22 protein-coding genes are annotated in these 25,208 nt (G+C 56.3%); 4 read left to right on the top strand and 18 right to left on the bottom strand.

Going from position 1 to position 25,208, the window contains the following annotated elements; all coding sequences use genetic code 11:
- Nucleotides 1–45: 45 nt before the first annotated feature.
- Nucleotides 46–1,440: an amidophosphoribosyltransferase gene (purF, locus tag AB1644_03720; GenBank protein MEW6050154.1), complete on the bottom strand. Its 1,395-nt coding sequence runs from the start codon at nucleotides 1,438–1,440 to the stop codon at nucleotides 46–48.
- 285 nt (nucleotides 1,441–1,725) lie between these two features.
- Here purF and AB1644_03715 point away from each other — a divergent pair, with 285 nt between their 5' ends.
- Nucleotides 1,726–2,484 (top strand): histidine kinase dimerization/phospho-acceptor domain-containing protein, encoded by a 759-nt coding sequence (locus tag AB1644_03715; protein MEW6050153.1) that lies wholly within the window; start codon nucleotides 1,726–1,728, stop codon nucleotides 2,482–2,484.
- 16 nt (nucleotides 2,485–2,500) lie between these two features.
- Here the strand turns inward: AB1644_03715 and AB1644_03710 are convergent, their stop codons facing one another.
- The 5 genes from AB1644_03710 to AB1644_03690 form a co-directional block, all read right to left on the bottom strand.
- Nucleotides 2,501–3,280 carry an alpha/beta fold hydrolase gene (locus AB1644_03710; protein ID MEW6050152.1) on the bottom strand — a complete coding sequence of 260 codons (780 nt, stop codon included), beginning with the start codon at nucleotides 3,278–3,280 and terminating at the stop codon, nucleotides 2,501–2,503.
- A 97-nt stretch (nucleotides 3,281–3,377) separates the two neighbouring features.
- Nucleotides 3,378–4,094 carry a hypothetical protein gene (locus AB1644_03705; GenBank protein ID MEW6050151.1) on the bottom strand — a complete coding sequence of 239 codons (717 nt, stop codon included), beginning with the start codon at nucleotides 4,092–4,094 and terminating at the stop codon, nucleotides 3,378–3,380.
- 36 nt (nucleotides 4,095–4,130) lie between these two features.
- Nucleotides 4,131–5,279: an FAD-binding oxidoreductase gene (locus tag AB1644_03700; protein MEW6050150.1), complete on the bottom strand. Its 1,149-nt coding sequence runs from the start codon at nucleotides 5,277–5,279 to the stop codon at nucleotides 4,131–4,133.
- A 212-nt stretch (nucleotides 5,280–5,491) separates the two neighbouring features.
- Nucleotides 5,492–5,656, bottom strand: coding sequence for a VOC family protein (locus tag AB1644_03695; GenBank protein ID MEW6050149.1), 165 nt, complete (start codon nucleotides 5,654–5,656; stop codon nucleotides 5,492–5,494).
- Nucleotides 5,653–5,844 carry a hypothetical protein gene (locus AB1644_03690; GenBank protein ID MEW6050148.1) on the bottom strand — a complete coding sequence of 64 codons (192 nt, stop codon included), beginning with the start codon at nucleotides 5,842–5,844 and terminating at the stop codon, nucleotides 5,653–5,655. Before AB1644_03690 ends, AB1644_03695 begins: the two co-directional genes overlap by 4 nt.
- 222 nt (nucleotides 5,845–6,066) lie before the next feature.
- Between AB1644_03690 and AB1644_03685 the strand changes: the two genes are divergently transcribed.
- Entirely contained in the window at nucleotides 6,067–8,376 is a 2,310-nt protein-coding gene (locus AB1644_03685; protein ID MEW6050147.1) for a site-2 protease family protein, read from the top strand.
- A 469-nt stretch (nucleotides 8,377–8,845) separates the two neighbouring features.
- Here the strand turns inward: AB1644_03685 and AB1644_03680 are convergent, their stop codons facing one another.
- The 10 genes from AB1644_03680 to AB1644_03635 all read right to left on the bottom strand — a co-directional run bounded on the left by AB1644_03680 (nucleotide 8,846) and on the right by AB1644_03635 (nucleotide 22,851).
- Entirely contained in the window at nucleotides 8,846–11,866 is a 3,021-nt protein-coding gene (locus AB1644_03680) for a serine/threonine-protein kinase (protein ID MEW6050146.1), read from the bottom strand.
- Nucleotides 11,867–13,687, bottom strand: coding sequence for an ATP-binding protein (locus AB1644_03675; protein MEW6050145.1), 1,821 nt, complete (start codon nucleotides 13,685–13,687; stop codon nucleotides 11,867–11,869).
- A gap of 107 nt (nucleotides 13,688–13,794) precedes the next feature.
- Nucleotides 13,795–14,427, bottom strand: coding sequence for a DUF4390 domain-containing protein (locus AB1644_03670; protein ID MEW6050144.1), 633 nt, complete (start codon nucleotides 14,425–14,427; stop codon nucleotides 13,795–13,797).
- Nucleotides 14,428–14,455: 28 nt separating this feature from the next.
- Nucleotides 14,456–16,213: a BamA/TamA family outer membrane protein gene (locus AB1644_03665; GenBank protein MEW6050143.1), complete on the bottom strand. Its 1,758-nt coding sequence runs from the start codon at nucleotides 16,211–16,213 to the stop codon at nucleotides 14,456–14,458.
- Between the two features lie 130 nt (nucleotides 16,214–16,343).
- Nucleotides 16,344–17,687, bottom strand: a complete 1,344-nt coding sequence (locus AB1644_03660; protein MEW6050142.1) for a sigma-54 dependent transcriptional regulator — start codon at nucleotides 17,685–17,687, stop codon at nucleotides 16,344–16,346.
- A gap of 2 nt (nucleotides 17,688–17,689) precedes the next feature.
- Entirely contained in the window at nucleotides 17,690–19,132 is a 1,443-nt protein-coding gene (locus AB1644_03655) for an ATP-binding protein (protein MEW6050141.1), read from the bottom strand.
- A 12-nt stretch (nucleotides 19,133–19,144) separates the two neighbouring features.
- Nucleotides 19,145–19,717 carry an NUDIX hydrolase gene (locus AB1644_03650; protein ID MEW6050140.1) on the bottom strand — a complete coding sequence of 191 codons (573 nt, stop codon included), beginning with the start codon at nucleotides 19,715–19,717 and terminating at the stop codon, nucleotides 19,145–19,147.
- On the bottom strand, nucleotides 19,714–21,975 hold the full coding sequence (locus AB1644_03645) for a PP2C family protein-serine/threonine phosphatase (GenBank protein MEW6050139.1): 2,262 nt from the start codon (nucleotides 21,973–21,975) through the stop codon (nucleotides 19,714–19,716). The genes AB1644_03650 and AB1644_03645 overlap by 4 nt, the downstream gene beginning before the upstream one ends.
- A 30-nt stretch (nucleotides 21,976–22,005) precedes the next feature.
- Entirely contained in the window at nucleotides 22,006–22,425 is a 420-nt protein-coding gene (locus tag AB1644_03640; GenBank protein ID MEW6050138.1) for an ATP-binding protein, read from the bottom strand.
- 87 nt (nucleotides 22,426–22,512) lie between these two features.
- Nucleotides 22,513–22,851, bottom strand: coding sequence for an STAS domain-containing protein (locus AB1644_03635; protein ID MEW6050137.1), 339 nt, complete (start codon nucleotides 22,849–22,851; stop codon nucleotides 22,513–22,515).
- Between the two features lie 285 nt (nucleotides 22,852–23,136).
- Here AB1644_03635 and AB1644_03630 point away from each other — a divergent pair, with 285 nt between their 5' ends.
- Nucleotides 23,137–23,508, top strand: a complete 372-nt coding sequence (locus AB1644_03630; GenBank protein ID MEW6050136.1) for a type II toxin-antitoxin system RelE/ParE family toxin — start codon at nucleotides 23,137–23,139, stop codon at nucleotides 23,506–23,508.
- A gap of 2 nt (nucleotides 23,509–23,510) precedes the next feature.
- A complete protein-coding gene (locus AB1644_03625; GenBank protein MEW6050135.1) occupies nucleotides 23,511–23,855 on the top strand; it encodes a helix-turn-helix transcriptional regulator in 345 nt (114 codons plus the stop codon).
- A 139-nt stretch (nucleotides 23,856–23,994) separates the two neighbouring features.
- On the opposite strand, the gene AB1644_03620 is transcribed toward AB1644_03625, so the two are convergent.
- Together AB1644_03620 and AB1644_03615 are read right to left on the bottom strand one after the other, a co-directional pair.
- The gene (locus tag AB1644_03620) at nucleotides 23,995–24,432 is read right to left on the bottom strand and encodes a 4Fe-4S dicluster domain-containing protein (protein ID MEW6050134.1); all 438 of its coding nucleotides are present in this window, start codon (nucleotides 24,430–24,432) and stop codon (nucleotides 23,995–23,997) included.
- Nucleotides 24,429–25,205 carry a 2Fe-2S iron-sulfur cluster-binding protein gene (locus AB1644_03615; GenBank protein ID MEW6050133.1) on the bottom strand — a complete coding sequence of 259 codons (777 nt, stop codon included), beginning with the start codon at nucleotides 25,203–25,205 and terminating at the stop codon, nucleotides 24,429–24,431. The genes AB1644_03620 and AB1644_03615 overlap by 4 nt, the downstream gene beginning before the upstream one ends.
- Nucleotides 25,206–25,208 lie beyond the last annotated feature (3 nt).

Raw genomic sequence — 25,208 nt, 5'->3', positions numbered from 1 at the left:
CTTCCGCCCCAAGAGGTTAAGTTGACTAAACAGCAGACTCTGCGCCTATCCGAGCCGCAGCTTCCCATTGATGGGAGGTACCTTGATCGGGTACTTTCCGGAGAAACAGCCGGAGCAGAAGCTGGTCGGGGGGAGCGAAGGCATGGACAACATCCCCTCCAACGAAAGATAGCGGAGCGAATCCACTTCAAGGAATTTCTCGATCTCGGCCACTGACATATTTGCACCGATCAACTCCTTGCGAGTCGGCATATCTATACCAAAGAAACAGGGAGAGATTATTGGCGGAGAGGAGACCCTGAAATGTACCTCTTTGGCACCAGCCTCACGGATCATTTTAACCAACTTTTTGGAAGTGGTACCGCGCACGATGGAATCATCTACGATCACTACCCGTCGTCCGTTGATGACACCTTTGACCGGGTTGAACTTCACTTTTACATCAAGGTCCCTGATATTCTGCGCCGGATCGATAAACGTCCGCCCCACATAGTGGTTTCGAATGAACCCTATTTCGAACCGGATGCCCGATTCCTCGGCGAATCCCAGTGTTGCCGTGTTGGCGGAGTCCGGCACGCCGATCACAATGTCGGCATCGACAGGGTGTTCCCTGGCTAGAAGCCGTCCGAGACGGCGGCGCACTTTGTCGACATTCTCTCCGAATATCTTCGAGTCCGGCCGGGCGAAGTAGATGTATTCAAAAATGCACGAGGCCTGCTTCGCGACCTTGAGCGGGAACACCGAGCGGAGCCCCTTCCTGCTGATCTCGAGTACTTCACCCGGTTCGACATCGCGAATATACTTGGCGCCTATGATGTCGAACGCGCAGGTTTCCGAGGCGACGATATAAGAGGAATGAAACTTGCCCAGTGCCAGCGGGCGGAAGCCGTAGGCATCGCGGGCGGCGATTATCGAGTCCTCAGTCAGGAATAGAACCGAGAACGCGCCCTTGACCGTCGCGAGTGCATCACAGATCCGCCCGAGCCGGGTGGTCTTTTTGGAGGTCGCCGCCAGGTGCAGGAAGATTTCGGTATCGGATGTCGTCTGAAATATCGAGCCGCGGCTATCGAGTCGCTTGCGCAGCTCGGTGGCGTTGGTCAGGTTGCCGTTGTGCGCGATAGCCAGGCTGCTTGACCGGTTGGTGATCAGAAAAGGCTGGATGTTGATCAGCGATGACGCACCGGTGGTGCTGTACCGGTTGTGACCGATAGCCAACGTCCCTTTGAGTTTGTCGATCGATTCCCGCGAGGCGAAGACGTCCGACACCTGACCCATCCCTTTGTGCAACCGGATCCGACCGGAATCGGAGGTGACGATCCCGGAGGACTCATGTCCCCGGTGCTGGAGTGCGTAAAGTCCAAGATAGGTCAGTTCGGCCGCTCGATTATTGCCGAAAATGCCGAAAATCCCGCACTGATCGTGGATCATCTCTTCAGCCATGTTCGTCTCATCCTGTCTTTCCCGGTTCAGAAAGGGAGCTAAGCTATCCTCAAGGTGGAGCCAAGTCAACACCTTTCCATCGCCGCAGAGAACAATATGAACCGCGTTGCAGGTGGCTGGTTCCCGACACCTATTTGCGCAAAAGATGAGCAGTCGAAATGGCTGGATAAGTGGCCGTGATTTCGGTATGTTACGATGTACTGCATACTTACTTCGTGAAGGCAGGGGTCGGACGCTCAGCGTGCACCCAATTTGCTCGGCATATGCTGAGTATTGAATAACCACATGGAACCAGTCGACAAGAATCAATTCGAGGTGTTGCGAGGCCTGGCCCTGGCCGGAGTCCGGGGCGAACAGCTTCAGGGCGCCGTATCTGTGGCGCTCCAGTTAGCCTCATCACTGGTCGGTCTATCGGCAGCAGCGATCTACCTGTGGGACGACCGAAGCAAACCGCGCCTCTCCGTCAGTCACGCGACTTCGGAAAGTTCAGGCGAGCGGCTGGCAAGCCTGGAGCAAGAATTGCTGGCTGGTCTTCGGAAAGAGCGACAACTGGTGGCGGCGTACATGACGTTTTCGGGGAAGCCGCCTCTGAACGCATTTACGCTTCCACTCCAGCACGGCGACCGCGTATTCGGCGCGGTTCTGGGAATCTCGGAAGGACCTACCCGGCTCATCCCCCAGGACTATTTTCTGGAGGCACTCAGCGCCGCCATCGCGTTGAACGTTGTGGTCTCGGATATTAGCCAAGCAGAATCCCTTCCCAGCGACCTTCGCGACAAAGCCCGGTTATCCGCCATTCAGGAGACGGCCGTGACGGTTAACCATGAAATCAATAATCCGCTGACCGCCATTCTTGGCAACGTGCAATTATTGCTGCTGAAACGCCAGGATCTTGATGACGACCTTGTAGCCAAACTTCGCGTGATCGAGGCCTCGGCGCTCAAGATCAAAGATGTCACCCAGCGGCTGCTTCGGCTGACCAGTGCCCGCTCGGCCGAGTACACCGAGGGAACCAGCATGCTCGACCTGTCCGATGAGGACTAAGCTCGAACTCTGATCATCAATTCGACATCACCCAGCGTACCAGTTCATCCATAGCGGCTCTATCTTCGTTGATGATGTCAGTACCGTGTTGATTGGCGCCGAACCAGCGAAGGACTGCATGCGCTTTGTTCGCTTCTGCCAGTTCCTCCGATGACTTCCGCGAATACTCGTCCCCTTTCGAGGCATAGATCAGGATCTTGCCGGTGAATTTTCGCACTGCATCCAGCGGCTCTAGGCTCCGATAGGAAAGGCCGGGAGAAAGCAACACGATCCGCTTCACCTGCGGCATCATCTGGCTCAACAGCGCCGCCGAGTTGGCCCCGATCGAGGCGCCAACGACCGTGATATTATCCCAGTCGACCTTGAGCGCTGTGTCCAGCTTGAGGTGCTCCACCATCGCCTTGACATCGCCCGGAATCTTGCGGAATTCAGCCTCGGCCATTGACTGGTAACTCAATGAGCTCAATCCACGTGCGCCGGAGCGGCCGTGTCCGCGCAAGTCGAGATTCAAAATCGTGGGGAGCGACCGGTGCAGCGAATCAGTCGCGGCCGACCTGAGAAGGGCATCGATGAACGGCTGATAACTTTCGTGGTTCCGTCCCAGCATGTGCAGGAGAACCACCAGCGGCTCTTTGGTCTGTGCCGTGTCCTGCATCAGGTTCGCCCACAGCTTCAACGAGTCGTCGAGCACCACCATACGCTCCTCGGTAGTGGGCGGCGTGGTGGCTGGCGTGGTTGCACAAGTGGTGGCCATGGCTTGGGACAAAACCGCCACGACGACCAGGATTCGCGTCATACTGACCTCCGTTGTTTCACGAACAACTCTACAGGAGATTTATACAAGAACGGCGCCCATCAGGGCGCCGTCAATTCTTCAATCCACCAACCAGAACCTAAAGATACTTCTCACTAAAACCGTCGATCTGGCTGCTCAGGTCATCGACCAGCTTCTTATAGTTGGTCATGTCCTTCTTGTCGCAGCACTCCTTCAACTGGGCAGCGATCTTCCCCCATCCGGTGAACAGCGGCAGAATCTCTCCCTTCTTGGTTTTCAGACTCTCCGGCAAGCTCTTTTGCGTCAACGCCTGGACTTTCGTGACCAGCGTCTCAGTCGATCCCGTAATTCCCTCGGTATTGTCCGCCGGAAGGTGTTTTTCCACGATAATGTGGGTGGTGACGGTTAACGCTTCGAGTTCGGGATATGGAGTCGGAAGGCAGGCAGAGGCAGTCATTTCGAACGACTCGTGCAGTTTGGGCATGATCTCATATACTTTGAGTGAATCTCCGGTTTTGGCGGCCTCGGCATATTGCTTCACGAACGAAGCAAAAGCCTCCCGATTTTCGAGAAACGAGGCCTTGCGGACCGGGTTTTTCATTTTTGCTTCTAGCTCGGCAATGGCGACAAAGGCCTTCTCGAATTCCGGCGCCGCGGTCACAAGCGCGGCGTAATCCTTGGCCGGATACGCCGTGTGCCAGGCCGGATGCATGATTACATGAAATGTCTCGAACGGTGAGATGCCGGCCTTGGCGGCCTTGCTTGAAGGGCAGGTCTGGCCGTGCACGGTTGCAGCGACCAGCGTGAGGATCAACAGAGCCCGGATGATGCGCATGTCTTCTCTCTCCTGAGGTAAACTATTTGCGTGGTTTCAAATGACATTGGTTTCTTCGACTATCACCCCTTTGGCAAACCGCTCGGGGCTGAGCGTAGAAATGTCGATAGTTGTTTCTTTGCCGGTCGCCATCTCGGCGGTGACGATGCCGGCGGCGGGCGCATGCATGAAACCGTGACCGGAGAATCCGGCGACATGCAACATCCCAGTCACCGTCGGTTCCCACCCGATGATCGCCCGATGATCCGGGGTTGTTTCGTAAAGCCCCGCCCACTTGTTGGCGATCTCGGCGGTTTCGAGTTGCGGAATGCGGTCGAGGGCACGTTCCAGGATGGAATCCGTATAATCCGGATCAAGCGAAATGTCGAACGATGGCTTGACCGCTTTGTCTGCCCAGCCAAGCAGCATCCCTTTGGATTCTTTGTGGCAATAGAGGCCGGATCGCACATCAACCACCATCGGGAAGTACGGTTTGACAAAGTCCAGCTCGCCGGTGGTGACGATCTGGCGGCGATACGGCAGCACGGCCAGTTCGGCACCCGCCATCTTGGCGATCTCACCGGCCCAGGCGCCCGCGGCATTGATGACCAGCGGGCAACTGATCTCCCCCTTGGAAGTCTTAACAGTGGTTACTTTCGAGCCATTCACCGACATGCCGGTTACGGCAGATTCCAGACATATCTCCACGCCCATATCACGACAGGCGTGCTCGTAGCCCGACAGAAACTCGTTGGGGTCGCCAAGGCCATCGTCATGGCAGAATGTGGCCAGTTTGACATCGTCAAGCCGCACGTGCGGTGCGTATTGCGGGATATCGTGCGGTTTCAGCAGTTCCGCTTTGAGCCCGAGCGAACGCTGCAACGCGCAGTGCGCGGAGTACTCTTTGACATCGCTGTCTTCGGTCAGCAGGAAGAGATACCCAACCTGATCATACAGCGCGTCGTAACCTGTTTCGTCCTTGAATCTCGCGAACCGCTCTTCGGAGAGCATGGACATTTCGATGTTGACCTTGTTCGAGAACTGGGCTCTGATGCCTCCGGCAGCTTTGCTCGTTGACCCGGCGCCGAGGAATGGCTCCTTCTCCAGAATAACGATCTGGCCGAATTTCTGGCGCGCCAGATAGAACGCCACGGCGACGCCAATAATCCCCCCGCCAACGATGACAGCATCGGCTCGTGTCCGCATGGTATATCCTCGACCTTGCCTTCAGTACCGAACGTGAACTTTTTCACTAAGGTACACAACAGACTAACTTTGTCAAGCCGTATCCGTCTTTTTGGGGGAACTTGTCGGCACGCGTATTGTCTTGAATGTCAGCATGTTCGGCGAGATGTCGCAAATGAACGGACCTCGGTTGCGTTTCACCACCGAGGTCATGCTCTTCTTGTTCGGTGAACTCAACCGTTTCGGAACAAGCCAAGGCAATTTCCGTCAAGGTCTTTGAACATGGCGAACGCGCCGACGCCGGGAATAGGGGTAGGAGGTACTACCACCGAGCCGCCAAGCTTGACCGCTTTGTCCAGATACGCCTGCAGATCATCTACCATAACGTAGATAGTCACGTACGGCGGAATCTCGCCGGTCGCTTTGAATATCCCACCCCAATGCTCCTCTCTCCTTCGTTGCTCACCAGGCCGTAACCGGGCATCTTGTCGGCATCGATCTTCCAACCGAACAGGTCGGTGTAAAACTGATACGCCTTCTTCTCGTTGCGTGCGCCGATCTCGAAGTGTACTACTGGCTGTCCCATAGGGCGCTCTCCTTTCTGACTGCATATTATACACTGCTTGACACCGGATCGCGTTGTCTGCATCCGGCTCTGATGTCGCTAATATACTGGCTGGCCTCGTCAGGTCAATCACATTCGATGTTTACGTAGACCTACGATCCGATACAGCCACGACGTCACCCTCGTCTCATGATGGGGTGCGAGTTGCTTGCGCCTCACTTTGAGTTTCCGTAGGTTAACCGCATGGCTGTCCTGCCGAAACTCCGATCCGACTTGGTCACGGCGGAATCCACTGAAGGGTCCGAACGCGTGTACACACTCAAGGATCCCGTCACCGGCAACTACATCCGCCTGCGTGCGCCGGAGCACTGGCTGGCACAGCATCTGGATGGAACAGCCACGGCCGATATGCTCGCGGCTGCGTTTGCAGCGAAATTTGAGCTGGAGATCGGCGCCACTGACATCGAGCAATTTGTCGGTCAGTTAAGGTCTCTTTTCCTGATCGAGGATGGACGAAGCGAACAGGAGTTGATGCGTGCGGCGCGTGCCGCTCAGCGCCACCACTCGCTGGCAGCGCGCCTTCTGTACATCAAACTCAAGGCGTTCAGACCCGGACGGCTGCTCGATGTACTTACGACCATGTACAAGCCATTCCATCGCCCCGGCTGGATACTGGTGGAGAGTTTGATCATACTTACCGGCCTGGGTCTGCTGCTTGCCAATGTCGCAGAATTTACGGTCAACCTGTCATCGCTGTGGTCGGTGGCTTCAGTTGCGACCTTGCTGGTCGCCTTCTTCTTGCTGGTGACGCTTCACGAATTCGCGCATGCCGTCATCTGTCGGTATCACGGGGGGCAGGTCCAAGAGATGGGGATCCTCATCATGTATTTTACGCCGTGCTTCTACTCAGATGTCTCTGATGCCTGGTTGTTTCCTCGCAAATCACAGCGACTCGCGGTCACCTGGGCGGGACCGTACTTCCAGTTTCTCCTGCTGGCGGTCAGCGTGATCCTGTGGCGACTCACGGTGCCGGGTCTGTTCGTCAATGAGCTCGCTCGCGTGACAGCAATCGTCTGCTGGGTGACGTTCCTGTTCAATTTCAATCCGCTGATAAAGCTCGATGGCTATTATCTCCTTTCAGACTACCTTGAGGTCCCCAATCTGCGGCGCAAGGCGTTTGCGTATCTCGGAAATTTTTTCCAGCGTGTCGTTCTGGGGTGGCCCATTGAGCCGGTGAGTGTCACTCATCGCGAACGGCGAATCTATTCACTCTATGCCACTCTGGCACTGGCGTATTCCACGTTTCTCGTCGTGTATTTCGTGTGGGTGCTGGGGCGGTTTGCCTATGAGCAGTGGGGGGGGAGGGGAATACTCTTGTTGATAGCGGCGCTGGCCGTTATTATGAGGCAGCCCCTGGCCGACACGGGCAAGGGAATGCTGCAGCATTTCAAATATATGAGAGCCCTGGTGCACAAACCGATCCGTCTGTCCATTTACGTTTTACTCCTGATCGTCATGCTGGTCGGGTTATTTGTGCCGTGGTTCCCGCATCGGGTTTCGGGGGAGGTGGAGGTTGAACCGCTGTCGCAATTCACACTGTCGCTGACTAATCTTGGATTGTTGGAAAGCACGCTTCGCCTTGGCGGCGAAACGCCGGACCGGAAGTCCAGTTTCCTGAAGATGATGTCGATGGATCTTGCTGCGCTTAACGTTCAGCCGATCGTGCGCGACGGACAAGTCATAAAGGCCGGTGACACGCTGGTGGTCGTCCGCTCCAACGAAAGCGTCCAGGCCCTCGCAGCGGCTGAGAAAGAGTTGCAGCGATTGGAGGGAGAGCTGGCGCTGCTTCGCGCCCCCAAGAAGAAAGAGCAGATCGCAGAAGCCACGGCGGCGGTCAACGCCGCCAAGGCGACTTTCGACCAATCGGAGCGAGATTTCAAACGGATCGATGGTCTGTACGCCAAGGGACTTGAAGCCAAGGACAAACTCGAGTCAGCGCGTTCGGCGATGGATGTCGCCAAAGCGGACCTCAACCAGAAGCGCTCATCACTGGCGCTGCTCAAATCCCCGCCGAGGAAGGAAGAGGAAGACGTACTCCAGCGGGATATCGAAAAACAGCGTGCGACGCTCGACTATTTCAAAGGGCAGGCGGACGCGCAGACCGTGACCACCCCGATCTCAGGCGTGGCTGGAGCCAATCGACGCGCCGACACGGTGCTGACCGTCTGCTACAACCAGCAGGTAGAGATGCTGGTACCGGTGTCTGATTTCGATATCAAACTCGTTGCCAAGGGCCAAACGGCAAGGATCAAAGTGCGACCGTACCCCAGCCGCGTTTTCGCCGGAATCGTTGTGCGTGTCCCTACGTTCACCGCGCCATTTAAGGACCGCGCGTACTTTCCGGTCTCAGTCGTGGTCGACAATCAGGAAAACCTGCTTTCCCAGGGGATGACCGGCTACGCGAAGATCGAAGTGGGGGAGACCTCAATCGCCAACTGGGCGTTCCGAAAACTGCTGTCGGCGCTGCGGGTCGAGTTCTGGTCCTGGTGGTGAGCGCTTTCCGCGCAGGTGTGGACTTAAAGGGGAACTCCATTTTTCACTTGACAAGCAATGATGCCGCATTATCTTGCGTGTGAGACGCACTCAGGAGTCACGTGTGAGGGACACACCGCACCTGAGCGTGGGGCTCAAGGAGGAAAGACCCGACAGGAAAGCAACAGAGGGAGCTCGCATCGGAAATGTTTTCCCGATGTGTGAGTCTTTTTCCGTGGGATACGGAATGAAGACTGAGCATATCGCCATTGGGCCTTGACGCACGCAACAGGATCGATATATTGCGCGTAGAAATCTGTAGAGGGCATCCAAGAGCAAAATCCTCCCACGACGGGGAGGAGAACATACACACACACACGTGAAGGAGGTGAGTGAATGAAGTACACTCTCAAGGTCGAGGTCCTCGAGACCCGTGTCGCACCGGTCGGAATCAGTCTGGGCGGCCAGTAATCACGAGAGGCCAGCGGCCTTACGATTTCTTAAGGGCAGGCCCTGATCCTGCCCTTTGTTTTTGTCCTAGTCTGGCTCCAAGTCGACGGATCTCGCCGACCAGGAAGACTACATCTGGTTTTGTCTGGTACCGACCGCGGTCAATCTTATCCTCGATCGTTTCAGCGATCTGTTTACACAGTCGGAGGCCCAGTTGGTACTTCGAGAAGCAGCCTTCAAAATCCCCCATGGAGGCCGCAATCTTGCCTTGCAGTATGGCAGTCATCATTGCTTCCGGGGCCAATTCATCGATCTGATCGGCTCGAACGAGATCCAATTGTACACGAGCGGAATCGTGATCGTCCATTTTGAGCAGGATTTCGGCGAGCAGGATTCGTATCCGCGGCAATTCCAAATCATCGGTGAATTGATTGGCGATGCGCATCAGGTCGTCCACGCCATCCGTTGCTTTGTACCATCGTTCGTGACGCAGCAGGAATTCAAGCCGATTGAATTGCAGCAACCTAGTTTCGCGCACCAATTGAAGTTCGTGAACCAATGCTTCGGCTTCTCTCCAAAAATGCTCCTCGGATGAAAGGCGAGTAAGGAGTAATAGTGCGGCTACACGACTGAGGGCGTTGTCTTTCTCTGTCGCCATGGAAAGCCCCGCCAGTGCCAGTTCGAAAGCTGCCTCACTGTTGCCCAGTTGGTATTTAATTTCCGCTCGCTGAATCTGCACCAGCACAGCCAGTGCAGCGTCATCAATCTGCTCAAGTATTTGAGCCCCCTGTTCCAGGTAATGGACCGCTTCGGAGTATCGACCCATTCGGGTCAACACAGACGCCATGCTCTGGCAAAAAATCCCGAGATGCGGCTTGTCCGTCAGTTCCTCGGACATCTGCATCCCTTCTCCAATGTACTGCAATGACTCACCCAGTTTTCCTGCGGTGATCATAACAGCCGTGAGATTCTCCAGATTGAACAAAACCTCTTTTCTACTACCAATCTCACGATTGATAGATAGGGATTCATCGAGGAGCGCGACGGCCTGCGCCGAATGGCCGCTCAAATGCAGAATATACCCTAGGTTGTTGAGAGTCCGTGCGATTTCTCCTTTATGGCCAATCTCTCGTTTAAGCCCGAGAGAGAGCCTGAGTATCCGAATCCCACGGCTGAATCGCCCAGTTGTACCATATATGGCTCCGATGTTGTTTAGAGTCGACGCTACATCTGCGGTGATCGCCAGTCTTCGTTGAATCCGCAGCGCCATGCGATACCTGGTGAGCGCCTGGCGGACATCGCCTGTGAGCCAGTAGATGTTTCCTATATTATTGAGAGAATGCGAGATTTCCAGATCATCACGAAGTTCACGATATATCTCAAGCGCCCTCTGCAACGCTTCGAGGCCTGCCTGAAAGTCCTGCTTGATCTTGTGGATGTCTCCAAGGTCTTTATACGTCTCCGCCAGCAGCTTGTCCGGCGGGTGATTCGCATAGAGGTCGACGATGCGCCGATAGCAGATGAGCGATTGCTCCGCCTCACCGTTCTCCTTATGCAGGTCTCCCGCGAGCATGATAAGCTGACGTACCTCCCACCCGCGGTCGTTCATGTCCGCATAGATGATTACATGCCGTAGTATCGTGAGGGCATCCTGATTTCTGCTGTCGCGCCGCAACTGATATGCTGCCTGATAGGCGCACCGTTCTGCGCCTTCCAGATCACCCGCCTGCACCCAGAGTCGCGAGGCGTATGCGAAATGGTCTGCATGTTCTGCTCGGCGGGCATACGAACGCGACAGTCGACGTACCGTGGCTGCGCGAAGAAGTGAGGGGAGCAGCAACACCAGCGATCCGTCATGCCGAGTCTCTGTCTCTGGCCGTACTACTCCGAAAGTCTGTGCCTCTGCTGCGTTCCACACGACAGCTGCCGTGACCACGTTGCGCTTGAACTCGAACGACCCGGAGGCGAATCTCCGCAGTGCATACCTGCGCATTCGTGAAGGCCAGTACGGAGATTGAGTAAATTTGAATTTCCCCTCTGCGTAGACCAGCCGTCCGAGACGATAGTTGGTCGAAAGCAGCAGGTGAAGGTTTGTCGGGTCCTCGTCGGTCAACTGTCTGACTCGCTCAAGGACGGCGCTGTCCGCACGCAGCCAGCGTTCGATACCTTGCTGCCAAAACGCTCGCTTCATCAGGAACCACTTTGGATGAAGCGCCGCGCGGAACGGATACCGGCAACCTGCCTTTTCCAGTATCCCGCACACCGCAACGGCCGATCCCGGCCGACCGGATTCTTCCCTGGCCAGTAATTGATGTACGATTTCGGCTACGGCAGGATCAAGCCCGGGACATAACTGCCCGATCGGTTCGGGCGAATCTTCCGCAATGCGCGCGTTGACGCGGACCGGGTCAGTATCTTCGTCCATGAAAGGGTGATGTCCGCTTAGAAGCTGATAGGCGATCACACCCAGCGCAAACAGATCGGAGCGATTACTGGTACGCGATGACGCGATCGTCTCCGGCGCCATGAAGCCGACTGTGCCGAGACCGGCCCGCGTCGCCTCAGGTTCGTCGGAGAAACGCCCCAGCGAGAAATCGGATATTTTGACGAAAAAGAACTGTCCGTGGTTGTACGATCGCCAATCGGACGGCAGGAAGATATTCTGCGGCTTCAGATCGCCGTGAATGATGCCATGGGCATGCAGATACTCCAGATTGACGGCAACGGCTGAGATGAGCTCAAGCGCCTTCGAAATGTCCGCCACCCGCCCTAGTTTGTCCAGCGTAGGTCCGGCACAGAATTCGAGAAGAAGATAGTTCGGCGAATGGTGCGGTGGCTCCAGGAGACGTACCAGACCCGGGAACGTCAGGTCGCCGATGAGGTGATATTCACGATCAGCCAGAGTGGCGAAGTCGACCGCCGGAGCGGTGGCAATGGCTAATGGGAACTTGAGCGCGGCGTCGATTTCCCGGTCGACTACATACGCCCGCAGGACCTCGGCTGTGCCACCCCGGCCGAGCGGACGAAGGCTTCGAAAGCGGGGGTCGTCGGCGACATTCATTTAGGTCGTGGGTTGGCGTTTCGGCTGCAGGCGCCTCAGGGAAATCTTAAAGATCGTCCCCTCACCTTGCTTGGAGCTGACTGTCAGTTGTCCGTTGTGCTGCTCGACGATCTTCTTGCAGTTGTGCAGACCAAGGCCGTGGCCGTGCTTCTTGGTGGTGAAGTGCAGATTGAAGATCTTCGCCAGCGTCTCCTCGGACATGCCGGTACCGTTGTCCGAAATCTCAAGGGCGAGCTCGTCGCGATTCTTGTCGAAGAACGCGGTGATACCGATCTGCCGCGTAAACGGCTTTCCTTCGTTCTGATATTGCAGGGCCTGCTCCTCGATGGCGTCGGCTGCGTTGTTCAACAGATTCATGAGCACCTGCTGCACCTGGCCGACATCGATCTCGATCGTGGGGATATCAGTAGCCAGATCGACCGTAAAGTGGATAAGCTTGAAGCGCGGCTGTATCCGCAGCGAGAACAGCAAATCGTCGATAAGATGCTTGATGTCGTAGTGCAGGTACTCCGGTTCCGGTTTGGAGAAATCCATCAGGCTGTCGACGAACCGTTTGATCTTGAAGATATTCTCGACGATCGACTTGCTGTTAAACTTGACCTTGTCGTACTTCTCCCGATCGATATTGAGCTGCATCAGCTCAGCGTTGTTCGAGATGATCGACAGGTAATTGTTGAGCTCGTGCGCTACCGAGGCGGCCATCTCACCCCGAGCCACCAGTTTCTCAGAGAGGATGACGTACTTCTCCATCAGCACTTTCTCGGTAACATCTTCGATGGCCATCGTGAGACCGTTGGCGCCGCTGGGGAGTTCCGCCACCGGCGAGATCTTGATCGAGAGCACTTTCTCCACATACCCGGTGTTGTGGAAATACCTCGGATCCGAAAGCTCCTGCTTGGTGGCCAGCACCTGATTGATCATTTTCTGCCAGCGTGGGCGCTCGAGCTGCGGCAGCTTGTCTATGAAAATGGTGGACGGCTGCTCGGAGCCGAGCACGGTGACATCGTTCTTGTTGAGGTCGAAGATCTCGAGACCGACCGGGTTGATGGTGGCGATACGCCCCAAGCCGTCGAGCACGACAATTCCGATCGGCGTGTTGGTCACGACCGACTCATGGTACCGTTTCAGACTCAGGAGTGAATCATACATCTCGGCATTGTGTAGCGCGTTGGAGGCCATCTGAGCGTACAGCTCGAACAGGTACAGGTCCGACTTGAGGAACATGCGCGCCTGGTTGGAATTGTCCAGGTAGAAAACACCGATGACCTTCTCCTTGAGCTTGAGCGGCACGCACATGATGCTGCGAAGATGCAACTCGACCACCGATTGCTGCTGGGCGTAGCGGTCGTCGGCCATGGCGTCGGACGTGTAGATCGATTTGCCGGACTGGGCCACCCGGTACGTGATGCTGTTGGAGACGCGGAAGTCCTCTTCCATGATCTCTTCACGGCAGAGATTGTAGGCGGACTTGACCTGGAGCTCGCCCTGTTCATCCAGAAGCATGATCAGGCCCCGTTCGGCCTGCATCAGCTCGATCGCCTTCTGCATAACGACCTGAAGAACGTCATCGAGCACCAGCGACGAGTTGATCGCCAGCGAGACCTCGAGGAGTGCCTGTACATCCGACGTCCGCACGCCGTTGTGTTCTTCGGTAGCGCCGGCGATACGGGGATTGGTTTCGGCCACGTGCTGGAGGGTCGCCTCGAGATCGTTGAACAGATCCAGCGCCATCTTGGCGCTTTCGTTCATTTCTCGAGGAGATTGTGCCGACGCGCCCCCCGCCGTCACTTTGATCGTCTTTTCTTCCGCCGTTCGATTCATAGCACCTGCACTGTTGTGAGCTGTCGGATTCACTCATAATATCGACCAACCGGCAATGCAGTTTAGCCGTCGGAAGGTGGGAGTACGTGTCTAAGTAGCGGATTTGCTTAGGGTTCGCGGGCGAGATCGGACAGGTGGAACTGGCGGGACTGAAAGTGCCACTCTTCCTGGCCGTAGCCTGTCAGACTCAGGAACTGACGAAACAGATACTCGAGTGGCTCATGGTCCTCTTCCCGGGTCCCGCCCCCTGCTATTAACCTTATGTCAGTTAACAAGATAGATGTCACGTCGAGGTCCAGTCGATACACGTTGTTCTCACTCAAAGAGTCTATATTCGCCATCCGTGCGACAAGGGAGTCGGCAAGGTAATCGGCCAGCGCCTCCAGAGCACCACATGTTCGGCCGCTGTCGGCTGGGTTTGTCGGGCGACAAATTAAGAACTCGTCGGTAAGCAGTCGGTAGGATATTTGCAGAGCGGATGATGCTTCGGCAACGGTTCGAGCACCGAAGAGACGGCGTGGAGTTTTCAGCGAAAGTCGATAATCGAAGACGAGGCCGATGCCCCCTTTGAGACGACTGACGTTTTCGCTCGTCAGCAGCGGGCTTAGGTCAGGCATGGCGACAACCCAGCCATGCCGAACGAGCAACTGATATCCCACCGGCGGCTCGGCATCAGCAGCTATCGACTGAAACCCAACCAGCACCAGGGCCACTACAGGCGAAATTACGCGCCAGATCATCCCTTGTCACGTTCGGCGGCACGGCGCCTCAGAATACATGATCGAGGCGCACGTAAAACTTCGGATTATCGCGATACGAGCGATCCAATCGCTTGGCGAGGCTCAACTTGAATTCGTCGCCGATGTACATTGCCGCGCCCAGCGAGTGCTTCACTTCCACATCGCCGTTCAGCTTCTGCTCATTGGCAATCTGGGCCATGTCCCACAAGATCGAAAAAGCCAGATCGGAATGCGGGAAGCCAACTCGGTACTCGGCATTCGTAATCCAGAATCGCGTCCCCATGTATTCCTTATGGTAGTATCCCGCCATCGTACCCAAGCCCCCCACGAAGAACCGGTCGTACATCGGAAGATAACCGTCACTGCCGCCATACATGAGTCGTCCCAGTAACATGGTATAGCGATTGATCCTCTGGTAGCGGCGGAAGCTGAGCGTGTATCGGCGGTAGTCGAAACTGGAGTTCAGATCCTTTGTGGACCAGTCCAGTTCTCCGGTCAGCGCCCACGCCGAGTGCTTGAACAGGTCCTCAGCACTCCTGGTGTCATAATCGACCTTGAAACTAAGGACCGCCCGTGTGGCGGAGTCGATATCGGCAATTCCCTGGGTGTGGAACGGCTCCGAAACCGTGCTGAAATTATCCCGGAACTGCTTGTCGCCGCCGAAAAGGGACCAGAGATTGCGGTGCGCTTTCAACCAGCGCAGATCCTCATTCCGGTAGCGAGTTTCGAATTCGAGCTTCGGAACAGGCCTGGCTTTGACATACACGGTCCCACCCTCAGCTTCATAGTAGTCCTTGAAGTCTTCTTTGGCCAAAAGCGTGAATGCCAGATTCTCCGTATTGCGGATAATCCAGTCATCGCCGGATGCCAACCGTCGATGGTAAGACCCACCCACGGCGATCGGGATCTTCCTCCAGACAATCTGTTCCATGCCGGCTTCGTAGCGCCACCGCTTGGAGGCGAACCCGTGTCCTATTTCTCCCCACACCGACGGCAGCAATGAATCCTGGTCCGTGAACTTGAGGCCGACATACGGCGCCGCGCCGTCCACCCGGTCGTACCGAAACGTCCCGATCAGTTCGACCCCTTTTTCCCGCCGGACAAACCGGTGCTTGCGTGGTGCGCCTTTTTTGGCTCCGGAATAGACATCGCCGTAGACGGCCGCATCACGGGAGGCATCGATGACGCCCGTTATCGAGGCCAGGTCCCCCCGAACGGTTGCGGTAGGTCCAATGTCGATATCGCCAAACAGGGACACGATAGCGCGATTCACTTCGCCATCGACAGTCACGCTTCCTTTCACGGTGAAGATCATGCCGCGGACAAATGCTCCTTCCGCAACCCGTACGCGATCATCGAAACTTATGCGGTTGCCGCGGCGAGCCACAGCGCCGGAGTCTGTCGTCTTGCGCGTATAGCACGTAATGAATGTCTCGCCGCTCTCGAAGCGAATGTCCATATCCGAGATGCGGTCGTACCGATAGAGCGAATCCCCGACCAGTAAGCCTTCGCGGCGAAAGGTGGCATAGTCACCGGTTGCAACTGCTGACAGAACGACACTATCCTGAAACAGCCTCAAATTCTGCCGAGCGAAAGAGAGGGAAGCGAAAGTTGTATCATGCGGGACGCCGATAGTGATAAAGCGCTCATCGAACGAGATCTCAAAATAGACAACACGCGTAACCGGTGCCGTATACTCTTTGTACTGCGGTTCGACCGCCTCGACTGCTACCGCTAAACAGCACATGAACGATATTAGAATGGGTCGGCTCCAAATGCGTCGCATACATCCTCCGTTTTTCGCCAAGGATAGAACAAGTTTTATGCCGGCAAGTCAAGCTGTGTGTGGATAAGGAGTTAGGGTATGGTCGGAAGAACGGGCGTGTCAAGTCGACACACCTTCGCACAGAAACTCATCAAGCTTCCTTGAGCCCAAATTCGCTGACCTTGCGGGATAGTTGCGCCCGATCAACTTTCAAGAGACGAGCCGCCTCCGAGATATTGCCGCCGACAGACTCCAGTGTTGCCTGGATCATGTTCCGCTCGAAGAGAGCCATCCGATCTCCGAGCGAACTTTCCTCAGGTGTGCGGACGGGGGTTGTTGCCCGTGTCCCACTCTGGGCAACGACATCGTCGATGGACACCATCCGCCCGCGACAGAGTATGCAGAGTCGCTCGATGATGTTCTTGAGTTGACGCACATTGCCGGGCAGAGCGAGTGTCGTCAGATACGCAACCGCTTCGGGGGCAAGGCGGGTACTGCCCGCCGGATCGAATCGCGCCAGGAATCCGCCGATGAGGAGCGGAATGTCGTCACGCCGTTCCGCGAGCGAAGGGACCGGGATACAAAATACGGATATTCGGTAGTACAGGTCCTGGCGGAACGCGCCCTCTGCGATCAACTTCTCAAGCGGTCGATTCGTGGCACAGATAACCCGGACATCAACCACGCGTGTCTGCGTGGCGCCCAAGGTTTCCACCTCGCCCGTCTCCAGTACGCGGAGAAGCTTGGCCTGCGATGCCATCGGCAGGTCGCCGATCTCATCCAAAAACAACGTACCGCCATCGGCCTGCACGAATTTTCCGGGGTAGTCTCGCACCGCACCGGTAAACGCCCCTTTGAGGTGGCCGAATAGCTCCGATTCGAACAACGTCTCCGGAATGCCGGGACAATTGACCTTGATGAACGGCTTGTCCCGGCGGCTGCCCTCAAGATACAGTCGTGATGCGACCAGTTCTTTCCCTGTGCCGTTCTCCCCTGTGATGAGCACCGCGGTGTCGGCAGGGGCAACCTGCATGATCACCTCAAGGAGTTTACGGATGGCCGACGATCTTCCCACAATCTGATTGTGTGCGTCAAGGTCAGTCACCAGTTGTTCGCGCTGGCGATTGGCCGCAGATAACATCAGTGCGGTCCGAACCGTTGCGATCAATCGTTCGGGCGAGACCGGTTTTTCGAGGAAATCTACTGCGCCCAGTTTGATTGTTTCCACGGCCTTGGGTATGTCAGCTTGACCGGAGACCACCACCGTCACCATCGATGGGGTCAATTCGCGCGTTCGGCGAAGGAATTCAACCCCGGACTGATCAGGCAATTGCAGATCGAGGAGCGTCAGATCGAAACGGCGACGGCGAACGAGAACGAGCGCTTCGCCCACCGAGCCGGCTGCGGCTGTCTCATATCCATGATCTTGCAGCAACGCAGAGAAAGCCCTGGTGATTGTCGGCTCGTCGTCAATGATGAGAATCCGCGAGGGCATGCTCAGCGCCTTACCGGAATGGTCAGTGTGACGCGGGTGCCCTGTCCTCTGGCAGATTCAATCGCCATCTGACCTGACAGTTCCGTTACCGCCCGTTCGACTATCGCCAGACCGAGGCCGCTACCATGGTCCTTGGTGGTGAAATAGGGGAGACGTGCCGACGCCAGCGTTGTATCGTCCATCCCGATGCCGCTATCAGCCACCGATAGCCGAACGTGATCGCCGCTTCCGGCGATCTCCAGATGAATTCGGCCTCCTTCATCCGTGGCGTCGAGCGCATTCTGAAACAGATTGTGGAGCGCCTCCCGAACGTACCCTTCATCGGTATCGATGACGATCGGCCTGTCCGGAAGCGATACGGTGAAACGATAGGCAGCCAGCTTCTCCCGGTACAATTCGATTACAGAATGTGCCAGGTCATTCAGGTCGACCTGCTGCATCGATGGTTCCGGTAGCTTGGCCAATTGTGAGAATCGGTCAGCCAGCAGTGTCAGATGTTTCACTTCATCGGCAGCCGCCTTGAGTGGCTCATAGATCTTGTCGTACGCCTCGGTGTCCATGAGCTGCTTCTCGATTCGGTATAGAGAGACCAGAATCGGCTGCAACGGATTTTTCAGTTCGTGAGCGAACCGCCGTGCCACCTGTCGCCATGCGGCGACTCGCTGCGTCTGCGAGAGCATAGCGGTTGTCTGGTCGAGTTTTGTCGCCATGGTGTTGAAATTGCCTATCAACGTACGCATCTCGGCGGTTCCCCCGAGCGGCACTGACTGTTTGAAGTCGCCGCCCGCGATCCTCATCGAGGCCTCGCTCAACTCGGAAAGCGGCTGCGCCACGGACCGCGACAGCCGCGCCGAAAGCAGGAAGGCGATCACGAGAGTTGCGATGAGCAAGAGTGCCACCAAGGCGGCCAGAAAATATAGATATGGTGTGTGCAACTCTCGTTCCAATGACCGGCTGGCGGCATCGACCCCGGCTGACTGCAACAGCCCGGCCAGACGTGGGTCGTGGATGAGCACGCCATACACGGTGCGATTCTCCGGCATTGCCCGTTTGGCGAATTGAAATAACCGGCCGCCGGTCAGGACAAAACCGCGCTCACGGTCGCGAGAGGCACGGGCTATCTCATCAATGCTCTCTCGGGACAGTTGTTCTTGTGTTCCTATGATCCGCTCGGCGCTGTCCCCTTCGGCGACAAACAGGAAGTCAACCGCGAACGAGCTGGCACCGCCTGTGGCCGCGTACAAGTCCAACTGGCGCTCGATCCGCTCGAACAAGAGTTGGTTGTAATACGCAACCAGGTCAGAGGAAGTGGTGTCGGTCAATGGCCTGACCGGTCGCTGCGAAGAGAATATCAGATACGCGCCAACTGTTGCCAGTATGACCGAGGGTATCAACGCGAACATCAGGAATAGCCGGAAGAGCCGACCGCGAAAACTGGCTGCCATAACGCTATGCCCTCACAACTTCCGCCGGAACCGTGCATCATAGTCTGCCAGGGCCTGACGATGCGCCTGGAACGCAATGTCTGATGGTATCGCATCAAATGGAAAATACCGGACCTCCAGTGCATCATCCGAGGCATGCATCTCGCCGCCGACAACTTCGGCCAGATAGAGAATCAACAGGGCGTTGGCACGCGGGTCGTCGCTGCCGCTGTAGACCTCAAAGAAACTGGTCAAACGGACTTTCAGTCCCGTCTCTTCATCAAGTTCCCGTACGGCAGTCTGGGTTGGGTGTTCGTCCCACTCCATGAAGCCGGCCGGTATACACCACCAGCCGATACGCGGCGGGTGCGCCCGCTTGACCAGAAGTATGCTATCATCTTTGACGATGATCGCTCCGGCTGCCGGTACCGGATTTTGGTAAAACACGTAGTCGCAGGTGTCACTTGAGCATTTCAGTCGATGATGGCCGTCGATAACCGCCTCGACGAGTGTACCGCTACAGAGCGGGCAATATCGAAAGCCGCAATTGTGCTTCTTCCGTTCGAACAGTTTCTCGGAATCGAACCGGTCGTGCTTCTGGTTCATCGCAAGACTCCGGGATGGTCATGCATCTTGAGGGCGATGATGGTCGTGTCATCCTGTGGCGGCTGGCTTGGGTCATGAGTCCGCACATCGTCGAGTATCATCTGCATGATCGCGTTCGGCGCCTCGTTGCGTCGCTCGGAGACAAACTTGCGAATCCGCTCCTCGCCGTATTCGGTTCCTTGCGCATCCATCGCCTCGGATAGTCCGTCGGTAAAGAAAAAGAGCAGGTCTTTCGGGCGCAACTGAACCGAGGCGCTCGTATACGAAACGAAACTGAACGCCCCAATGATCGGGCCGCCCGCTTCGAGCAGTTCGATCTGGCCATTCTCCCGCACCAGGACCGGGTAGTTATGACCGGCGTTGGCGAATTCAAACGTCCCGGTCTCCTTATCCAGTTCGCCGTAGAACAACGTCACATATTTCTCTGCCGAAGTCGAGTGTGTCACCTGCTGGTTCATATTGCTCATCATTGTCGGGATCGGCGTGCCGTTGGAGACTTCGCTCCGTATCATTGCTTGTATCTGGGCCATCATGAGCGCCGCAGGCATCCCTTTACCGGAAGCGTCGGCGATGACAATCCCCATCCGCTTGCCGTCGCGCGTCGGCACGAAATCATAGAAGTCTCCTCCGACCGTGCGCGAGGGAATTGAGCTGGCACAGATGACGGAACAGGGGAGGTCCGGCGGGCTTGACGGCAGCAGATCGAGCTGGATCTGCCGCGCCATGTTGACTTCTTCCTGCAATCGCAGCCGCTCGAGGGATTCCACATAGAGCCGGGCGTTGGTCAGGGCGGTGACCATTTGATTTGAAAGCACCCCCAGCAGGTTGAAGTCTTCCGCGGAATAGCGATAGCCGGCCGCCTTCTGTGTTACAGCGAGGAATCCCAGCAAGTGTTGCGCGTCCTTCATCGTCAGGATCAACTTTACCTTCCGCTCCTTAAGCAGCTCGGCCAGTTTCGAACTCTCCTCGTATTCGTTCAGCAGGCTGTAATGGGTGGGGGCATCGAGCAGGTTGATGCCGCGGAGCATCAGGTCATCACGGTCGATTATGACCCGATGTGACGAAAGTTCGTCCGGCAGAAGCGTATATTCGCCCACGCTGTCGTCGTAGAGAACGAAATATACGTTCTCTACCAGCAGCGCCGTTTTGAGCGTTTCCTCGATCGTTTGTCGCAACTGGTGCGGATCGAACACGGAGATCACCTGCCGCGAGAATCGCTCGATGATCGCGCGGTAGTCGGTGCGCGTGCGAATGAACATCGACCTGATCAAATTGTCGAGCCAGCTCGAGATCGGCTGAAACAGCAAGAGGACGAAGATCAGGAATACGTAGCTGACCAGTTCGGCCCGAGCGCCGAACAACGGCGTCAACATCTCCTTCGCCTGCATTCCCATCACCACATACCCACCCACCAGGATGGCCATGGCGATCGTGTAGATGAACGACTGGCGGAACACCAACTGGACATCGAGGAACTGATGCCTGATAATTGCATAGCCGAATATCGCCACCCCCGCCACCACCGAACCCAGCTGCGTCGCGGCGATATATTGTGGCGCAATCTCCTTAGAAAACAGGTGCACCATCACCACCGCAGCCGAATACAGGCCAAGAGCTAGGCGTGTCCCCCAGAGGACCGTTCTGGTCTGATTAAGCAGGCGAGGCTCTCGCAGATATCGGCTGCCGGTCTCCAGAAAGTATACCGCTATCCCCACATACAGAAGATTGACGACATCAAAAATCACTTGCTCGTACGAGCGGATAAACCCGATCAGCAGCAGAACGCCGGTGAACAAATACGAGAACGGCTTGAGGACGATGGTCGTGAACCCCTCGCGGCTCGGATCCAGTTCCACCATCGCCAGCATGCGGTTGATGTTGCCGAAAAACAGCATGATGATCAGGTGCATGATCTGCGGCACGAAGACGAGTGTCCGAAGGCGGCTTTGCTTGAACTCCCGCAGCCTGTCCACCGGAAACAGCATGGCAAATAGCAGAAGGGTGGGGAAGAACAGCTCCCAGATCGTGTGCAGTTGATAAAGCGGCGAATCGGGCAAAGTCGTGACGCCTGCCTCCGGCTGCTGAACGATTGAACCGAGCGCCAGAAACAACGGCGCCAGCCCCGCGAAAAACAACATCGAGCCGGTCACCCGGTTGAGCCGGTTCTCGAAATTGTCGCGGGTGATGGTGATGGCCAGGTAGAGCAGAAGTCCGCCGGCCAGAAGCGACACCAAGGTTGTGATCAGTTCAGTATCCATGGAGTGCAGACGAGTGAGCCATACGGTATGTCAGATGGCTTTCGTTATGGTGATGGTCGTGCCGTGCGAGGTGGCCTCGATATCGACCGAGTCCATCAGCGAACGGACAATGAATATGCCGCGCCCGACCTCTTTGAGCAGATTTGCCTCATCAATGGGGTTGGCGATAGTGTCGGGATTAAAACCGTTCCCCTGGTCGGCTACGGCAATCCGCACCTTGTGATCGGCCAGCCCGATCCGGACAGAAACCGTTTTCTCGGGCGAGGCCTTGTTGCCGTGGAGAATCGCGTTGTTGACCAGTTCGGAGACTGAGATTGCGATATCGGCGATCAGCGATTCCCCCACGCCGTAGCCGCGAAGCGTCCCCTCGATGAACAGATCAACATCGGCCAGGTGTTCCAGGCTGGAGGGGACGATGATCGAATCCCCGGAGATGATTGGTTTGCCCATGCTGTTGTTGACTCCAAAAAAAACAGGCAGACGCTGCCGCGCCTACCTGTTATGTCCAGTGCATTATTCTCAGTTTCGGCGCATCGGTTACTTGAACGCGCTGATAGCGTCGTCAACCGAATCGTATGCATCAAACACGCTGATGAGCTTGGTGATGGTCAAAAGCGACTGAATCTTGTCGGTCACGTTGGCCAGCTTCAGCATGCCGTCGTTGTTGCGAAGGGTCGTGTACCCGGAGATCAGGATGCCGAGGCCGGTGGAGTTCATCCAGTCCACCTGGGCCAGGTCCACCACCACTTTCTTTTTGTTCTGCTTGATATAGTCATACAGTTTATCGTGCAGCAGGCTGGCGTCGGGTCCCCCCATGATTTTTCCTTTGGGTTCGAGCACCACGACTCCGTCCTGAACCCGGTCGCTCAGTTTCATAGCATCCGCCTCCAGCAAGGGGTTAGTTTTCAGTACGCGGGATGCGAGAGGCAAGTTTCCCTGAGTGACGGTTTCCGCCGGCCACCCCCGCGATTCCGCTAACTTGTTAATCAGCTTGCCGTTGGAGAAAAAGTCAAGGGGAAAGTGGCCATGCGGCTCTCGACTCGTGATGACGAAGTTGACGCCTGTTGACTAAAATGCCGCCGGAGTGGATACTGCCCGACAACAGTTCTCTTGACAAACTTCGCAAAATTGCGAACTTTCTTCTGAAGATTGGGGTTATAGATGCCGAGAACACAAATAGTTTTCTACTGTGAGGCCAACGGTAAAACACCATTCCTGGAGTGGTTTGAAAGACTGACGGAGAAGGCTCAAGACAAGATCACTGTCCGACTCGAACGGCTCAGGGAGCTTGGTCATGAACTTCGACGGCCGGAGGCCGATTACTTGAGTGATGACATTTACGAGCTGCGCGTGAAAGCACAGGCTGTCAACTACAGGGTACTTTACTTTTTCCACGGGCGGCAGTTGGTGGTGTTGTCACACGGGTTTTCAAAGCAGCAGGCGAAAGTACCGGACACTGAAATGAAGCTGGCGATTCGTCGCCGGACCAATTACCGACAATTGCCGCATCACCACACGTATAAGGAGTCATGACGATGAAGAAAAGAAAGACCGACGCGGTTCAGATTCTACATAACCGCTACTATAAGGATAATCCGAAGCGCCAGGCCTCACTGGAGCGGGAACGGGTGAACGCCAAAATTGCCCGGGATATCTACCAGCTTCGCGCGAAGCATGGACTCACCCAAAGTCAGCTTGCCCGGATGGTGAGGACCACCCCATCGGTCATTTCCCGTTTGGAAAGCGCCGACTATCCCGGTCACTCCCTCAACATGCTTCAGCGGATCGCTGCTGCCTTCGATCAGCGAGTCGAAGTGAAGTTCGTACCGGTTAGGGTTAGGCCGCGAGGAACAGCGTCGTCGCGAGAGCAGAGAGCTTAGACCGTTCGATGCACTTTACATCGTCCAGTAAGCGCGGGTGCCCCACAGCTTGCTGTGGGACTGTCATGCAAAGTCACTGACGGTATGTATTCGGATCGAAGCTATCGCACAGCAAGCTGTGCGGTACCCATCAAGCCCTTTACCCCGCCACCTTCACCTTCGCTGCCGGGATTTCTGTCCAGGTCAGCGCTTTGGTGGGGCAGAAGTGGGCGCAGGCGGGGTCGCCACCGCACAGATCGCACTTGATCACTAAATCATGCTGCTTGTCGAACAGCGAACAACCAAACGGACAGGCCGCGATACACGCCATGCATTTCACGCACTTGTCGTGATTGATCTCGTAAGCGCCGGTCGCTTCGTCAAGTGAGATCGCGTTCACGAGGCATGACTTGACACAGGCCGGGTCTTCGCACTGGAAACAGACCACCGGCACGTACAGATCCTTGAATCCTGCCGCGAGCGGATAGATGCGGCTTCGGCCGGGCTTGCCATCTATCGCGTGCGTAAATGAACAGGCAAGCTCGCAGGTTCGGCAACCAGTGCAAAGGACCGGCGTCACGATAAAGCGGTAGTTCACGACTGTTCCTCCCGCTGCCACTGTGCGATCTTGCCCATGTTGAGCGCCGTCTCTTTGCGATGTGACTCATCATTGATATCGAAATAGTCAGCCTGGATATTCCGATGTGCGATCAGATAATCGGCGAATTCGCGTGTGATTGTCGGCTGGCCGGTTTTGGCGTCTTTGATCAATTGGAACGACTTCTCCCAGATCACACGCGTCGTGCCGTTGTCGGTGAACTTGATATACTTCGTCGGGCAGTTCAGCGCGCACGCCAGACACCCCACGCAGTCGGGCGGGGCCTGCTTGAGCGGCGGGGCGATCTCTTTGCCATGACCCCGGTTGACCGCCGAAATCGCCTTGAACCCCATCGTGTCACAGATACGCGTACAGAGACCGCACAGGATGCAATCATTCGGCTCCGGTACTTCCTGATAGCTGGTCTTCATCACGCCATAATCGGCGGCCAGCTTTTGCACGAGCGGCGTCTGCGGGTTGCGCGCCAGCATCAAATCCAGAATCGTCTTGCGCAGTTCGATCACAATGGGGGAGTGGGTATGCACGATCAAGCCGTCGGCGACAGGGTAGAGGCAGGAGGTGACATAGTCGCTCCAGCCTTTCCATTCCGGTTTGGTGATCTCTACCATGCACAACCGGCACGCACCATACGGCTCCACCGCGTCGTGCTGGCAGAGCGCCGGGATATCGATCTTCTCGCGGCGAAGCAACGTCAGAAGCATTTCGCCGTCGGTCGCCTTCACTAATTTGCCGTTTATCGTCACCGTGACCATAGT

The sequence above is a fragment of the Candidatus Zixiibacteriota bacterium genome (genome assembly GCA_040753875.1).
Lineage (GTDB): Bacteria > Zixibacteria > MSB-5A5 > GN15 > FEB-12 > DATKJY01.
Note: the sequence above shows the minus strand (reverse complement) of the source record. Positions and strands in the feature narration are given on the sequence as shown.

What these genes read in the sequence shown, in the direction of transcription:
- AB1644_03680 (MEW6050146.1), bottom strand. Translation starts at nt 11,866, where the DNA reads ATGAATGTCGCCGACGACCCCCGCTTTCGAAGCCTTCGTCCGCTCGGC.
- AB1644_03705 (MEW6050151.1), bottom strand. Translation starts at nt 4,094, where the DNA reads ATGCGCATCATCCGGGCTCTGTTGATCCTCACGCTGGTCGCTGCAACC.
- AB1644_03670 (MEW6050144.1), bottom strand. Translation starts at nt 14,427, where the DNA reads ATGATCTGGCGCGTAATTTCGCCTGTAGTGGCCCTGGTGCTGGTTGGG.
- AB1644_03645 (MEW6050139.1), bottom strand. Translation starts at nt 21,975, where the DNA reads ATGGATACTGAACTGATCACAACCTTGGTGTCGCTTCTGGCCGGCGGA.
- AB1644_03660 (MEW6050142.1), bottom strand. Translation starts at nt 17,687, where the DNA reads ATGCCCTCGCGGATTCTCATCATTGACGACGAGCCGACAATCACCAGG.
- AB1644_03675 (MEW6050145.1), bottom strand. Translation starts at nt 13,687, where the DNA reads ATGAATCGAACGGCGGAAGAAAAGACGATCAAAGTGACGGCGGGGGGC.
- AB1644_03690 (MEW6050148.1), bottom strand. Translation starts at nt 5,844, where the DNA reads ATGGGACAGCCAGTAGTACACTTCGAGATCGGCGCACGCAACGAGAAG.
- AB1644_03625 (MEW6050135.1), top strand. Translation starts at nt 23,511, where the DNA reads ATGAAGAAAAGAAAGACCGACGCGGTTCAGATTCTACATAACCGCTAC.
- AB1644_03650 (MEW6050140.1), bottom strand. Translation starts at nt 19,717, where the DNA reads ATGAACCAGAAGCACGACCGGTTCGATTCCGAGAAACTGTTCGAACGG.
- AB1644_03630 (MEW6050136.1), top strand. Translation starts at nt 23,137, where the DNA reads ATGCCGAGAACACAAATAGTTTTCTACTGTGAGGCCAACGGTAAAACA.
- AB1644_03715 (MEW6050153.1), top strand. Translation starts at nt 1,726, where the DNA reads ATGGAACCAGTCGACAAGAATCAATTCGAGGTGTTGCGAGGCCTGGCC.
- AB1644_03685 (MEW6050147.1), top strand. Translation starts at nt 6,067, where the DNA reads ATGGCTGTCCTGCCGAAACTCCGATCCGACTTGGTCACGGCGGAATCC.
- AB1644_03655 (MEW6050141.1), bottom strand. Translation starts at nt 19,132, where the DNA reads ATGGCAGCCAGTTTTCGCGGTCGGCTCTTCCGGCTATTCCTGATGTTC.
- AB1644_03665 (MEW6050143.1), bottom strand. Translation starts at nt 16,213, where the DNA reads ATGCGACGCATTTGGAGCCGACCCATTCTAATATCGTTCATGTGCTGT.
- AB1644_03710 (MEW6050152.1), bottom strand. Translation starts at nt 3,280, where the DNA reads ATGACGCGAATCCTGGTCGTCGTGGCGGTTTTGTCCCAAGCCATGGCC.
- AB1644_03640 (MEW6050138.1), bottom strand. Translation starts at nt 22,425, where the DNA reads ATGGGCAAACCAATCATCTCCGGGGATTCGATCATCGTCCCCTCCAGC.
- AB1644_03615 (MEW6050133.1), bottom strand. Translation starts at nt 25,205, where the DNA reads ATGGTCACGGTGACGATAAACGGCAAATTAGTGAAGGCGACCGACGGC.
- AB1644_03700 (MEW6050150.1), bottom strand. Translation starts at nt 5,279, where the DNA reads ATGCGGACACGAGCCGATGCTGTCATCGTTGGCGGGGGGATTATTGGC.
- purF (MEW6050154.1), bottom strand. Translation starts at nt 1,440, where the DNA reads ATGGCTGAAGAGATGATCCACGATCAGTGCGGGATTTTCGGCATTTTC.
- AB1644_03635 (MEW6050137.1), bottom strand. Translation starts at nt 22,851, where the DNA reads ATGAAACTGAGCGACCGGGTTCAGGACGGAGTCGTGGTGCTCGAACCC.